Source organism: Comamonas sp. 26 (assembly GCF_002754475.1).
In the GTDB taxonomy this organism is placed as follows: domain Bacteria; phylum Pseudomonadota; class Gammaproteobacteria; order Burkholderiales; family Burkholderiaceae_C; genus Comamonas.
The window spans coordinates 75,036-89,029 of record NZ_PEFL01000003.1; the positions used below are offsets into that span (position 1 = coordinate 75,036).

Sequence of the window (13,994 nt, forward strand, 5' to 3'; positions counted from 1 at the left end):
GTGGACGCTTTTGTACTCATCAGCCATCCGGACGAGGCACCCATCCCGCCAGTCCGGGCACAATCTGCCCCAGTTTTTGTTTTTTCACTATCCAACCATCTAGAGGCAACTATGACGATCAAGGTAGGCATCAACGGTTTTGGCCGCATCGGCCGTAACGTGCTGCGTTCCGCAGTGCAAAACTTCTCCGACATCGAAATCGTCGGCATCAACGACCTGCTGGAGCCCGACTACCTGGCTTACATGCTCAAGTACGACAGCGTGCACGGTCGTTTTGACGGCGAAGTTTCGGTTGAAGGCAACACCCTGGTCGTCAACGGCAAGAAGATCCGCCTGACCCAAGAGCGCGACCCCGCCAACCTGAAGTGGAACGAAGTCGGTGCCGACATCGTGATCGAATCCACCGGCTTGTTCCTGACCAAGGAAACCGCCCAGAAGCACATCGACGCTGGCGCCAAGAAGGTGATTCTGTCCGCGCCTTCCAAGGACGACACCCCCATGTTCGTGTTCGGCGTGAACCACGCCACCTACAAGGGCGAAGCCATCATCTCCAACGCATCGTGCACCACCAACTGCCTGGCTCCCGTGGCCAAGGTGCTGAACGACAAGTGGGGCATCAAGCGCGGCCTGATGACCACCGTGCACGCAGCGACTGCCACACAAAAGACCGTGGACGGCCCTTCCAACAAAGACTGGCGCGGCGGCCGCGGCATTCTGGAAAACATCATTCCTTCCAGCACTGGCGCAGCCAAGGCCGTGGGCGTGGTGATTCCCGAGTTGAACAAGAAGCTGACCGGCATGTCCTTCCGCGTGCCTACGTCTGACGTGTCCGTGGTCGACCTGACCGTGGAACTGAACAGCGAAGCCACCTACGAAGAAATCTGCGCCGAAATGAAGGCCCAGTCCCAAGGCGCTCTGAAGGGCGTGCTGGGCTACACCGAAGACAAGGTTGTTGCGACTGACTTCCGCGGTGAAACCTGCACTTCCGTGTTTGACGCCGAAGCCGGTATCGCCCTGGACAAGACCTTCGTCAAGGTCGTGTCCTGGTACGACAACGAGTGGGGCTACTCCAACAAGTGCCTGGAAATGGTGCGCGTGGTGGCCAAGTAATCTCTGATTACAAACCAAACATGCCTCTAGCGCTTATCTGATAAGCGCTAGTAGCTATCAAAAAGCCAGTATGGGACGCCATGCTGGCTTTTTTGTTGCCCAGGCGCAAGTCGTCACGCAAGCAGGCTGGGCAGCGGCTCGGATACATTTGTAACGCGCAGCGGGCAACGGACTTCCAGCCTCCTGAATGCGCAGCCATTTCCTTTCGACAAGGCCGCCATGTTTATCGCGATCCCTCTTGAGAACAAGCCTTCCTGGCGCTCTCCGCCCTGGATGACGGTGCTGCTCATCGCCGTCAACTGTTTGATTTTCTGGGGCTGGCAGGCTCCCGAAGAAACAGCGGTAGAACGGGCCGGGGCCCGATACGCCCAGACCATGCTGCCCACAATCGAGCTGCCCTTGTTTCTGAGCCATCTCAAGCAACAGGCTGCTCAAGGCAACACCCGCTATGAGCACAATATCGTCCAGGCGGCCGAGGGCCTTTACAAACGCAAGGCCTACGCCCAGCTGTATGCGCTGATGTGGCAGGAAAAGAAATTCCGCCAGCAGTTACTGGATGGGCTGCTCATCACGACCAGCCATCCACGCCATGCCCAGTGGAAAGAAGCGCGGGACGCCTTTGCCCCGCAAGAACCCCGCAGCCGCTTTACCGAGCGCTGGTCCATGAGCTATGAGCCGGGTGCGGGCTGGCAACCCCTGCAGGCTTTGACCTCCATTTTTCTGCATGGCAGCACCGGCCATCTGCTGGGCAATATGGCGTTTCTGTTCCTGTTCGGCTTCACGCTGGAGCTGGCGCTGGGGGCCTTCACCTATCTGATCTTTTATGTGGTCGGCGGCATAGGTGCCTCACTGTTCGCACTGATGTTCTATGCCGGCATGGGTGGTTACGGCCTGGGGGCATCGGGGGCGATTTCGGCCCTCATGGCCATGTACGCCGTGATGTACCGCATGCGACGCATACGCTTTTTCTACATGCTGCTGTTCTACTTCAACTACGCCACCTGGCCCGCGCTGATCATGCTGCCGGTCTGGATGAGTGTGGAGCTGCTGCAGCATCTGCTGGGCGGCAAGCAGGTGGCCTATATGGCCCACTTTGGCGGTTTGCTGACGGGTGCCCTGCTGATGTGGATCTATATGCGCCTGCAGGCCGTAGAAGCACCGGTCAACGAGCAAGAGCTTGCCAACGCCGCCACCCAACCGCTGACCGAAGCCGTGGCGCGTGCCCAGCGCTATACCGACGCCCTGGAGTTTGGCCGTGCGGCACCCGCCTGGCGCGAAGCGGCACGTCTGGCACCGTCGGACCTCGGCATCTTGCGTGCATGGTTTGAAAGCTCGCGGCATCAGCCTGGCAGCGAGGATTTTCATGCCGCGGCGCGGCGGATCTTCAAGCTGCCGGCGGCTACCGATACCGAACGCCAGCTCCAGTTGTCCAGCTATCGCACCTACCAGCAACGCGCACAACCCGGCATGCGCATGAGCGCGGACACCATGCATGGTCTGGTACGCAGCTTTGTGCGCTTAGGAGCCCTGCCCGAAGCGGAAAATCTGTGCCGGTCGCTGCACAGAGCTGCGGAGCATCCGCAATGGCCTGCCACCCTGCTGCTGCTGGTCAACGGCATGGCCCAGGCCGGGCGTGTGCAGGAGGCCAAGGCCTGGCTGCCCACGCTGCAGCAACTAGCACCCCAGGAAACGGTTACACGCTGGCTGGCCCAGCAGGGCTAGCGTGCAGCGGCACCACGATTAAGGTGTCGCACCGAGTTCTTCCAACTCATCGCGCAGCACCCATTCCGCCTCCTTGGTGCTGGCATGCTCGGGGAAGCGCTGCTTCATGCGCATATACACGTGCACTCCCTGCATGGGCTGCTCAAGCACCTGCTTGTAGGCCCGCACCACTAGCTCCAGCATGGACGGAATCAGGCTGCTGCCTGCAAAGCGCTTTTCAAACTCCTTCGCCAGAATCAGCACATATCGAGGCTTGCCCGCCTTCCATGCCTGCTGGGCCAGCTCGTAACTGAGCTGAGCCGAATCGATTTTGAAATCCGGCTTGCGCTTGACGCAGCTCACCCAGGCATCCAGCGCCTCGCCCGCACGCTGCTGGGCCATCAGCTTGGGGATAAACCGCTGGGCATGATCGGCCAGCGTATCCACGTGTTCGGTCAGCTTGAGCACCCGGAAATAACGGCGATGATCGGGCAGACTCTCGTCATCCTCGCGCAGCCATTCGCGGGCCTGATTCACGGCCTCGTCCATCTTGTTGTTCTGCACCAGCCGGGCAACCACGGCATCGCGGCGCTTGGCTTCCAGGGCTGCCGGATCGATCTGCACGCTGGCAGGGCCTTCAGGGGCCTGCACGGGCTCGATATCAAGCGCGGCATGATGCTGATACATCACATACCCGATCATGGAAGCCATCACCCAGGTGAAGTAAATCATCACAAAGCTCATCAGCGGCAGCACCAGTGCGGGTGCCGCAACCTTGAGCAGCATGGTCATGACCATGGGCGATCCCTGCTGTAACAGAAACAGAAAGAAGCACAGCAGCAGATAAGATTTTCCGATACCGAAAATTGTGGCCAACAGCTCAAGCGGATTGATGGCCGAACTCAGGCTATTGGTATTGATCAGCACCATCCAGGTGGCGGGAATCAGGAATGCCACCACCAGATTGGCAACCACGCCCAAGGTCAGGCTGCGGGTTGCAAGAAAACCCACAAATATCCCGAAGACAACAAGCACCCCGAAGAATTTCCAGGGCAGCCATTTCCAATCTTCATCGACCTGACTAGCTCGAAAATCGGAGCTATGAGTAATTCCTCGGGATGCAAGAGCCGAAACCTTGAATGCATAGCGGCTGACCGCCAGCATCAGGCCCAGACCCACAACAAAAATCCCAATCGGTCCGAACATCAGCCCATAGCTGCATGCAGACAGCACCAGCGCATAGAGAAAGGGCTCGGTCTGCAGAGGAAAAAGAAAGAAATTATTGAGTTTTTGCCAGAACGGAGGAATTTTCCACTCGGAAGAATCTCCTGAATGACGGACGCCGCGTATTGAATTCAATGCCTGTTCTCCCACTCTCTGTGATGAATCGACTGCACATTTTTTTGCAGTGACTTAATCCGCTCTGGTATTGCCCGATCTTTCTTGGAGGTCGAGTCATTTTTGGATTTTGAGCTAGAAAATAGCGTCGCACTGAAAACACCAGTAAACCGCCGGCATATTGATTTTTCGCTTGCCAGAAATTCGACAAATGCTTTTATCAGCGGCCCGAATAACTAAGGGCATTTCAGGCATGTGCTTTCATACCATCCGCCCAATACCGTGCAGTCATTGCCATACACACCCCAAGCACCAATACACAGGTCAACCACTGCCGATGTGGCATTTGCCCGCGCGCAAAAGTCACTATCAGTTGAATGCAGGCACGACTGCGCCAATTCTTTGCAGCGCTTAAAGTGACTCACGTTTTAGGAGACCCATCAATGATTCACAGCGCACAGGCCAAAAGCGGCAACATCCCATATCGCATCACCCTGACCGATGGCCGGGGCCACACCTGGTATGCCGATGAGCCCGTAGCGGATGGCGGTGCAGATACTGCGCCCAACCCTATGCAGCTGGTGCTTTCAGCGCTGGGTGCCTGCACGGCCATCACCCTGCAGATGTACGCAGGCCGCAAGCAATGGCCGCTGACGCAGATTGACGTCAACTTGCAGCTCAACCCCGAAGGCAAGCCCGCTGACGGCAATCAGATCACACGCAGCATCACCCTGCATGGCGAGCTGGATGACGAGCAGCGCCAGCGCCTGCTGCAGATTGCCAATGCCTGCCCGGTGCACAAGCTACTGGAAGGCAATATGAGCATCCCGACCACTTTGGCAGAAGCCACTCAGGCATGAAAAAAGCCCTGCAAGCGATTGCAGGGCTTTTTACTGTGGGACGTACTGACGCGTGTAACCTGATTACACCGTCACTTCCAGCGCGCCCACTTCCACATAGTGCTCAAACTCACGTTTGGCCAGAGAAGCGGTTTCAGGCTGCTGGTCCTCAGGATCCACCCAGGACAGTACATAGCTGGCAATGGCCGTATCAACCTTCATCTCGATACCTTGGGGAATCAGCTCGGATGGCCCGTCTCCCACACGGTGTTCGACCTTGCCTGTCACGCGAGCCGCAAAGTGCTCCGGGTACTGCTGCACTTCAATCGCAGAGATCTGATTACCGGGGATATGTTGTTCGCTCATGGTCTATTCCTCCTGCCGTTGTTAGGTCGCTGCGCACAGATGGCGCACATGAAAGCCACTGCTGGCGGCCTACGCCTTCAAAGTAGCCGACTCAAGACTGAGTCGCTGTCAGCCAATGGGCTGAGTAGTCACGTTGATGTAACTGCGTGCAAGGCGTCAGCGCATTTTGCCGTCTGATTGCATGAAAGCCCTGTTTGAATGACACTCGATACCCGTTGCCGTCAGGATTTGTCATGAGTGAATCAAAGAACTTACAACGTTTCCCCACCCGGATTGCCGATGTTGGCGGCATCCCCATCCACCGCGCCATTCCCCAGGCCGCTCTGCGCAAAGTGGGGGCATGGTGCTTTCTCGATCACGCAGGCCCTGCAGAACCGCCACCACCCGGAATGCAGGTAGGCCCACACCCCCATATCGGCTTGCAGACTTTTACCTGGATGATTGAAGGTGAAGTACTGCACCGGGACAGCCTGGGCTCCGAGCAAATTATTCGTCCCGGCCAGGTCAATCTGATGACGGCTGGCCGTGGCATCGCCCACTCCGAGGAAGCCCAGACCCTGGGCGTGCACGCGGCCCAGTTGTGGATTGCCCTTCCGGACAGCCACCGCAACATCCCTCCTCGCTTTCAGCACTACCCCGATCTGCCCAAGACGCTGATTGGCGACTTTGCGGTGACCGTACTGGCCGGTGAAGCGCTGGGCCTGAAGGCCCCTGCAGAAGTCCACTCGCCCCTGATGGGCGTGGACCTACTGGCCTCTGACACTCCCAGCCCCGCCCGCGCCAGCATGCCGCTACGCGAAGACTTTGAGCATGCGGTGATGAGCATGTCCGGCGAAGTGCGCGTGGAAGGCGAAATCCTGCCATCTGAAAACCTGATTTATCTGCCAGCAGGCACCAAGTCCGTGAACCTGGAATGCTCGCCCGGCAGCCGCCTGATCATCATCGGCGGCGAGCCCATGGATGAGGCCATCTTGCTGTGGTGGAATTTTGTGGCTCGAACCACCGAAGAAATGAAAGAGGCCCAGACCCAATGGGAAGCCGAAGCCGCCAGCGCGGATGACACCATCAACGGCCAGCCACGCCGTTTTGGCAAGCCTGTGGCCTCTGCCCTGAAGTCACTGCACTCGCCTTCGCTGCAAGGTGTGAGCCTGCGCGCATCGAAATAAGTCCTGCCAGCATCGGTTCAATTCGCACCAAATTGGTGCGAATTGAAACTTCAAAACTAACAATTAAGCACATTTTTAATGCTCTTAATTGTTTTTGGATTCTTTTAAACGCGCTCAGTACATCACAGACTTTGCCGCACAGACGTTATGCATGAAACGTTTGTACTCATGCAGATCTTGCTTTCATAATCCAGCCAACGCCCTGGCCTCGAAATGCGACCTCCGCTTTTTCGTCCAGGGCGTTACCACGCCCGGCTTTTGCTGCGCGTGTGAACCATCAAATCTGGAAGCAAGAAAGCACATCCATGCGTCAAGAACACGACTTCATCGGCATCAAAACCATTCCTCCCGACGCATATTGGGGCGTTCACTCCGCACGCGCAGTGGAGAACTTCCCCATCACCGGTCACACCGTGGCACTCATGCCCGAACTGATCCGCGCTTTCGCCTTTGTCAAAAAGGCCGCCGCCCAAGCCAATCTGCAAATGGGCGCGATTAATGAGACCCAGACCCATGCCATCACCAAGGCCTGCGACGATCTGATCGCCGGTCAGCTACACGACCAGTTTGTGGTCGACGTCATTCAAGGCGGCGCTGGCACATCCACGAATATGAACGCCAATGAGGTGATCGCCAATCGTGCCCTTGAGCACCTGGGATTGCCAAAGGGCAGCTACGACGTGATTCACCCGAACGATCACGTCAACGCCTCGCAAAGCACCAACGACGCCTACCCCACCGCCGTCAAGCTCGCCACCTATGCTGGCATTCAGAAGCTGTTGACCGCCTTGGCCGAGTTGCGTGGTGCTTTTGAAGCCAAGGCTGATGAATTTGCCTCCATCCTGAAAATCGGCCGCACACAACTACAAGACGCCGTGCCAATGACTCTGGGTCAGGAGTTCGCAGCATTCGCCGCCATGATCGCTGACGATGAGAAGCGTCTGCGTGAATCCGCCTACCTGATGTGCGAAGTAAACATGGGCGGCACCGCCATTGGTACGGGCATCAATGCGCCTGTGGGCTACGCTGATTCCGTGACCAAGGCTCTGGCCGAAATCTCGGGAGTGCCTGTCGTCAAGGCCAGCAACCTGATTGCCGCTACTGGCGATACCGGTGCCTTTGCCGACATCTCTGGCATCTTGAAGCGCGTTGCCGTCAAGCTGTCCAAGATCAGCAATGACTTGCGCCTGCTGTCTTCCGGCCCGCAAGCTGGCGTGGGCGATATCAAGCTGCCCGCCCGCCAAGCGGGCTCGTCCATCATGCCCGGCAAGGTCAACCCCGTGATCCCCGAAGTGATGAACCAGGTCTGCTTTGAAGTGATCGGCAACGACGCCGCCATCACCATGGCCGTGGAAGCCGGTCAGCTGCAGCTCAACGCCTTTGAGCCCCTGATGGGCTGGGCACTGCACAAGAGCCTGAGCCACCTGTGCAATGCCTGCAAGACACTGCAAGTGAACTGTGTGGAAGGCATTGTGGCCAACGAAGTGCTGCTGGATGCCCGCATTGCCGAATCGGTGACGCTGGTGACGGCGCTGAACCCGCTGATCGGCTATGAAAAAGCCGCCCAAATCGCCAAGACCGCGATTGCCAACGGCAAACGTATTGCTCTGGTAGCGGAAGAGCTGGGCATCATGAGCCAGGCCGAAATGAAGAAGCTGCTGGTCGCCGACAAGCTGACTCAAGCCGGTGCACTGACCACGGCCTGATCGCCGAGTCCTCCACAACGAAAAAGGGCATGTTCATCAAGAACATGCCTTTTTTTATTTGATATGGTTTTTGTAGCTTCCAGCGCCTGCATCTAAAGGGCTAGAGGCCAAAAACCTTCAAAATTTATGCCACAGATGCGCTTTCGTCGCTGAGGTCATCTACGCCACGCACGCTATCGCGCAGGTTTTTGTCCTTGACCTTGTCCAGATCGGTTTCCACCGCGCGCTTGAGTTTTTCAATGGCGGAATTGAAAGCGTCCTTGACCTTTTCAGCCTCGGCATTCACGGCGATGGGGGGCCTGCCTGTCGCTCGGGTTTCGAGCACACAACGCTTGCCGGGGCCGCCAGTGCTTTTGAGGGCATCTACGCCTGTGAGAAAGACCTCCACACGCACCACATATTCTTTCAGGCGGGCCAGCTTGGTATTGATCTCCTCCTGAGCCCATTGAGCCAGAGACTCTCCACCCTGGATGGAATCGTCGGCATGAACCTGTACTTGCATGCAAATCCTCCTAGTCACCAAATGCCGCAAACACTGCGGCGAAATTAGTCGGGGTGCCCTAAAGGCAGGCGAAACCATCGTAACGCCAGAACCTTGTTCTGCACATCAGGGCTTGTTACGCCAGCGATGGTCAGGGGCTTTATCCATTGTGGATGCGGGCTGGAGGCGATTTGAAAGAGATAGCAACAAGGGCAGTGCTTATGAGCGCTGGCCTTGCGCCAGAGCAAGGATTGCTGACCGGCAATTTGCAAAAAGTAAAGGTTTTTACGAGCGCAGTCGTCAGTTACTGCCAGCCTTTGGCTCAGGCTCTGTCACAAAGCCGATACGCGTCAGTCCTGCCGCATGCGCCCAGCCCATGACCTGCACCACGCGGCCATAAGGCACGCTGGCGTCGGCGCGCAATTGCACCTCGGCCTGCGGATTGCGCTGCCCCAGTTGCAGCAACTGCTGCTGCACCGCGGCATCATCAGCCACGGCACCTTGGATCCAGATTTCGCCCTGCGGGCTGACTTCCACCACCAGCGCATCGCCCTGCGCCACAGGCGCCTGCTGCGTGGCGGCCTGCGCCTTGGGTAGTTGCACGCGCAAGCTAGCGGCCAGCACGGGAGCGGCCAGAATAAAGATCACCACCAGCACCAGCATCACATCGACCAGCGGGGTGACGTTGATGGTGTTAATGGGCGTATCCGCGCTCTGGCGTGTACTCATGCGGCCAAATGCCATGGCGCTACCCTTTGCAAAGAGCTTTACGAAGCATCAACCCCAAACTGGGCGTGCAGATCATGGGCAAAACCTTCAAGAACTGCTTCCAGCTGGCTGGCTGATCGGCCCAGCAGGTTATAAGCCAGCACGGCGGGCAGTGCCACGGCCAAGCCTGCGGCAGTCATGACCAGAGCCTCACCCACCGGGCCTGCGAGCTGGGCGATATCGACCTGACCGCTGCCAGCCAGCGTCCCCAACGCATGGTGAATGCCCCAGACCGTGCCCAGCAAGCCGACAAACGGTGCCGTCGCGCCAATCGTGGCCAGCAAAGTCTGCCCCCATTGCAACTGGCTGGCAGCCGCACCCAGTGCAGTGCGCAGGCTGCGCATCAATCGCTGGCCTTGTGCCGCGCGCTGGGCCAGCGATCCATCAGCCGCTGCGCTGTCGGCCTGCGCCACGGCACCGGCCATGGGCTGCACCAGACCTTGCCCGTCCAGCTGCTTGACCTTGGCCTGCGCCTGCGCCAGATCGGGCATCTGCCAGAACGCATTCACCGCCTGCGGCACGTTGCGGCGCGCAGTGGCCATGAACCAGAGTTTGTAGAGGATGACCACCCAGCTGAGCACGGACATCAACAGCATCACCGCTGCCGTGCCCCAAGTGACGGTATCGCCTTCTGCCAGCCATTGCCACATTCCTGCAGACATCAATCACCTCACTCCCAAAAACAGCAAGGGGCCATCATGGCCCCTTTGCAATCCGCGTTATCAGCGCAGTTTCAGCACATCGTACATATCGTACTGACCGGTCTTCTTGTCGGCCAGATAGCCCACGGCGCGCAGACTGCCGTTGGCATAGCCAGCGCGGCTGCTGGACTTGTGTGAGATCTCGATACGCTCGCCCGTACCGGCAAACAGCACTGTGTGGTCGCCCACAATATCGCCACCGCGCACGGTGGCAAAGCCGATGCTGTCAGCCTTGCGCTCACCGGTGTGGCCAAAGCGCTCGTACACGGCGCGGTCAGCCAGATTGGTGCCTTGGGCTTCGGCAATCACTTCGCCCATCTTCAGCGCCGTACCCGAAGGTGCATCGACCTTGTGCTTGTGGTGAGCTTCGACGATTTCGATGTCGTAGCCACCTTCCTGCAGCGCCTTGGCCGCCATTTCCAGCAGCTTGAAGGTGACGTTCACACCCGCGCTCATATTGGCCGACAGTACGAGGGAAGTCTTCTTCGCAAACTCGGCAATCTGCGCCTTCTGTTCATCGCTGAAGCCGGTGGTGCCAATCACCACACCCACACCCAAGTCAGCCGCTACGGCCAGATGCTCCATCGTGCCTTCAGGGCGTGTGAAGTCGATCAGACAATCGGCCTTGGTCAGCGCTGAGCGCACATCGCTTTCAATCTTCAGGCCGCTGGGCTTACCCAGAAAAGCGGAAGGATCGGTGCCAATGGAGGGGCTGTCTGCGCGATCCAGCGCGGCGGCCAGCACACAGTCGCTGCTGTTCAGAATGGCTTCGATCAGCATCTGGCCCATGCGGCCAGATGCACCAGCCACGGCAACGCGCTGACGGGTGGAGGTATGGGAGGTGGCTGCGGTCATGGCGCTATCACTCGGTCAAATAAACAAGCGGCAGGGTTTCAATCCATGCCGTCATAAAAAGAGAGCATCCGTCGCTTGCTGCAAGCGGGGATAAGCATGTTTTCGTACTTAACGCGATTCCAGCGGAGGGTAGCTGGTAGCGGCTGGCGGCAGATTGGCAGCAGCCTGCTCTGCTTCCGCATTGTTGCGCGCAGGGAACTTGGCCAGCTGCGCTTCGCTGGCTTCCAGCGGAGGAATCTTGGGTGTGCCCTTCATGCCCTTGAGGCTGGCCACAAACTCGGATTCGGAAGGCATTTCGTCACCTTCGGCGCGCGCAAAGCTGTCGCCATTGAAGTAGACGGTGAGCTTGCGAACCTGCGACTCCACACCGGGGCGCTTGATGGTGAACACATATTCCCAGCGGTCGCCGTGGAATACGCTGGTCACCAGCGGTGTACCCAGGATGTCGCGGATCTGCTGGCGGCTCATGCCAGGCTGCAATGCCTCGACCTGTTCCTTGGACACGAAATTGCCCTGAACCACATCAATTTTGTAAGGCGTGATGACATTGGCGACGCGGTGAGCGGCACCATCGATACTGTTGCAGCCGGCCAGTGCCGCTGCGATTGCCAGCGTCAGGGTCAGAGCTGCGCGGCTACGGGCTTGAACATGCATGGGTAATGGCATAGGGATATGATCAGGTTCATTGTAGCGGCAGGCCCGGAGACACTTGAGGATTCCCTTTATCTGCGTGTAAAGCTTCTCTGCAAACGCGTGATTCCAGCCTTCCATGTGCCCGTAGTCCACCAAGAGATAGACACATGAAAAATATTGATGAACTCAAAAGCACGGGCCTCAAAGCCACTTTGCCGCGACTGAAGATTCTGGAAATCTTCCAGAAGGGCGCTCAGCGCCACATGACGGCTGAAGACGTGTTCCGCGTACTGCTCGATGAGCGCTCGGACATCGGCCTAGCCACTGTCTACCGCGTCCTGACTCAGTTTGAGCAGGCCGGCATTCTGATTCGCAGCAATTTTGAAAGCGGCAAGGCCATTTATGAACTCGACGAAGGTCAGCACCATGACCACTTCGTCTGCACCAGTTGTGGCAAGGTCGAAGAGTTCTACGACGCTGAGATCGAAAAGCGCCAGAACCTGATCGCCAAGGAAAAGGGCTGGGTGATTCAGGATCACTCCATGGCTCTGTACGGCCATTGCGCCGCATGCGCCACCCGCGCAGCCAAGTAAATCGCTGACTCTTCTGCAAAGGGCAAGGCATGTAAGTGCCTTGCCCTTTTACGTTTGCGACACATTTTTTCATGCGGACATCCATGATGCAGAGCCAACATACATCACTCATGTGAGGTCGAGGAGGCATTTCCAATGCAGCTGACGCATTTCTTTCCTATCAAAAGTCTGCTCTGCTTGGCCGCAGTCGCGCTGACAGCTTGCGCGCAACTGCCGCCTTCGTCACAAGGCAAGCTCAGCCCTCAGGCTTTAGAGATGGTGAACCGCAGCCATTTACCGGATCAAACCAGCGAACTGCAACGCCAGCAATGGCTGGACAGAATAACTTGGGGCGCAACCGACCATGATGCAGCCCAGCTGCAGCAGCAGGGCCTGAAGAAGTGGCTGGCGGCTCAGTTGACACCATCCACCAGTCCCATGCCTGCCGAAGTGCAGCAGCGCATTGACGCACTCACCATCAGCCAAAAGCCCATGGCGCAAATCCAGCGAGAGATTGCCGAGCAGCGCAAGGCCATTCGCATCACACAAGATGCTGATGAAGCCGCCCGGCTCCGGCAGGACTTGCAGCGCCAGCTCAACCAGCTGAGCTCAGACGCGCAAAAGCGCCATATCTGGCGCGCGCTTTATTCACAGCACCAGTTGCAGGAGCAGATGACCTGGTTCTGGATGAACCACTTCAACGTCAGTACGCGCAAAGGGGACGTGCGCATGTGGGTTGGCGACTATGAGGAGCAGGCCATCCGCCCCCATGCGTTAGGCAATTTCCGCGACCTGCTGGCCGCCAGTATGCGCCACCCGGCCATGCTGCTTTACCTGGACAACGCCAGCAATGCTGCAGGCCGTATCAACGAAAACTATGCGCGTGAGCTGCTCGAGCTGCACACCATGGGCGTGGGCAGCGGCTACACCCAGGCCGATGTGCAGGCCATGGCTCATGTGCTGACCGGCCTAGGCTTCAGCACCCGCGATGCAGATGCACCGCCGCCCAAGCTGCGACCAGAACGCCAGGCAGAGTATTTCCGCCAGGGGTTTTTCGAGTTCAATCCCACCCGCCATGACTACGCGCCCCAGGTATTACTGGGAAAACCGCTGGAAAAGAGTGGCATGGCCCAAGTCAACGAGGCGCTAGAGCGCATTGTGGTTGCACCAGCCACTGCACATTTCATAGCACGCAAGCTGGCTGTCTTCTTTCTGGGAGACAACCCAGCTCCGGCTACCGTGGAACGCACGGCACAGGCCTTCGCGCGCAGCCATGGCGATATTGCCGCCACCCTGGTCAGCCTGCTGACGACCCCGGAGGCGCAGCTGTTTAGCCAGCGCTTCAAGGACCCCATGCACTATGTTATGAGCTCCACACGCCTTGCATATGACCAGCGCATCGCCAGCGATGTGGGCCCCGTACAAGGCTGGCTGAACCAGCTGGGCCAGCCTCTGTATGGTCATGAAACGCCGGATGGCTACCCACAAGCTCAGTCGGACTGGTCCAGCTCTGGCCAACTGATGAATCGCTTTACCGTCGCGCAGCAGATAGGTACACGCGGTGCTGTACTGTTTCGCAGCAACGCCAAAGAACCTCTGGAAAAGCCACCCTACCCTGACTTCAAGCAGCGGCTCAGCGTGCAGGTACGCCTGCCTGCCTTGAGCCCTGCCACTCTGACAGCGTTGGCTCAAGCCAAGAACCCGGCGGACTGGAACACATACTTCCTGTCCGCCCCTGAAATGATGTTCCACTGAGTC

14 protein-coding genes are annotated in these 13,994 nt (G+C 58.2%); 7 read left to right on the forward strand and 7 right to left on the reverse strand.

Annotated elements, in window-relative coordinates:
• The first annotated feature begins 111 nt into the window (after positions 1-111).
• On the forward strand, positions 112-1,110 hold the full coding sequence (gene gap, locus CLU84_RS18535) for a type I glyceraldehyde-3-phosphate dehydrogenase (RefSeq protein ID WP_099739225.1): 999 nt from the start codon (positions 112-114) through the stop codon (positions 1,108-1,110).
• Between the two features lie 219 nt (positions 1,111-1,329).
• The gene (locus CLU84_RS18540) at positions 1,330-2,832 is read left to right on the forward strand and encodes a rhomboid family intramembrane serine protease (RefSeq protein WP_099739227.1); all 1,503 of its coding nucleotides are present in this window, start codon (positions 1,330-1,332) and stop codon (positions 2,830-2,832) included.
• Between the two features lie 18 nt (positions 2,833-2,850).
• Here the strand turns inward: CLU84_RS18540 and CLU84_RS18545 are convergent, their stop codons facing one another.
• A complete protein-coding gene (locus tag CLU84_RS18545; protein WP_099740041.1) occupies positions 2,851-4,170 on the reverse strand; it encodes a hypothetical protein in 1,320 nt (439 codons plus the stop codon).
• 422 nt (positions 4,171-4,592) lie between these two features.
• Between CLU84_RS18545 and CLU84_RS18550 the strand changes: the two genes are divergently transcribed.
• Complete coding sequence (locus tag CLU84_RS18550; protein WP_099739229.1) at positions 4,593-5,009, forward strand: OsmC family protein; 417 nt, start codon at positions 4,593-4,595, stop codon at positions 5,007-5,009.
• A 63-nt stretch (positions 5,010-5,072) separates the two neighbouring features.
• On the opposite strand, the gene CLU84_RS18555 is transcribed toward CLU84_RS18550, so the two are convergent.
• Entirely contained in the window at positions 5,073-5,354 is a 282-nt protein-coding gene (locus tag CLU84_RS18555; RefSeq protein ID WP_099739231.1) for a hypothetical protein, read from the reverse strand.
• A 233-nt stretch (positions 5,355-5,587) separates the two neighbouring features.
• Between CLU84_RS18555 and CLU84_RS18560 the strand changes: the two genes are divergently transcribed.
• Together CLU84_RS18560 and CLU84_RS18565 are read left to right on the forward strand one after the other, a co-directional pair.
• Positions 5,588-6,520 carry a pirin family protein gene (locus CLU84_RS18560; protein ID WP_099739233.1) on the forward strand — a complete coding sequence of 311 codons (933 nt, stop codon included), beginning with the start codon at positions 5,588-5,590 and terminating at the stop codon, positions 6,518-6,520.
• A gap of 305 nt (positions 6,521-6,825) precedes the next feature.
• The gene (locus tag CLU84_RS18565; RefSeq protein ID WP_099739234.1) at positions 6,826-8,226 is read left to right on the forward strand and encodes an aspartate ammonia-lyase; all 1,401 of its coding nucleotides are present in this window, start codon (positions 6,826-6,828) and stop codon (positions 8,224-8,226) included.
• A 124-nt stretch (positions 8,227-8,350) separates the two neighbouring features.
• On the opposite strand, the gene CLU84_RS18570 is transcribed toward CLU84_RS18565, so the two are convergent.
• The 5 genes from CLU84_RS18570 to CLU84_RS18590 form a co-directional block, all read right to left on the reverse strand.
• Entirely contained in the window at positions 8,351-8,728 is a 378-nt protein-coding gene (locus CLU84_RS18570; RefSeq protein WP_099739237.1) for an HPF/RaiA family ribosome-associated protein, read from the reverse strand.
• 279 nt (positions 8,729-9,007) lie between these two features.
• Positions 9,008-9,451, reverse strand: a complete 444-nt coding sequence (locus CLU84_RS18575; protein ID WP_099739239.1) for a biopolymer transporter ExbD — start codon at positions 9,449-9,451, stop codon at positions 9,008-9,010.
• Positions 9,452-9,474: 23 nt separating this feature from the next.
• On the reverse strand, positions 9,475-10,137 hold the full coding sequence (locus CLU84_RS18580; protein ID WP_099739242.1) for a MotA/TolQ/ExbB proton channel family protein: 663 nt from the start codon (positions 10,135-10,137) through the stop codon (positions 9,475-9,477).
• A gap of 60 nt (positions 10,138-10,197) precedes the next feature.
• Positions 10,198-11,031: a 4-hydroxy-tetrahydrodipicolinate reductase gene (gene dapB / locus CLU84_RS18585; RefSeq protein ID WP_099739245.1), complete on the reverse strand. Its 834-nt coding sequence runs from the start codon at positions 11,029-11,031 to the stop codon at positions 10,198-10,200.
• 108 nt (positions 11,032-11,139) lie between these two features.
• Complete coding sequence (locus tag CLU84_RS18590; protein WP_099739247.1) at positions 11,140-11,685, reverse strand: outer membrane protein assembly factor BamE; 546 nt, start codon at positions 11,683-11,685, stop codon at positions 11,140-11,142.
• Positions 11,686-11,831: 146 nt separating this feature from the next.
• Between CLU84_RS18590 and fur the strand changes: the two genes are divergently transcribed.
• Positions 11,832-12,257 carry a ferric iron uptake transcriptional regulator gene (gene fur / locus CLU84_RS18595; protein ID WP_099739249.1) on the forward strand — a complete coding sequence of 142 codons (426 nt, stop codon included), beginning with the start codon at positions 11,832-11,834 and terminating at the stop codon, positions 12,255-12,257.
• Between the two features lie 135 nt (positions 12,258-12,392).
• Positions 12,393-13,991, forward strand: a complete 1,599-nt coding sequence (locus tag CLU84_RS18600; protein ID WP_099739253.1) for a DUF1800 domain-containing protein — start codon at positions 12,393-12,395, stop codon at positions 13,989-13,991.
• Positions 13,992-13,994 lie beyond the last annotated feature (3 nt).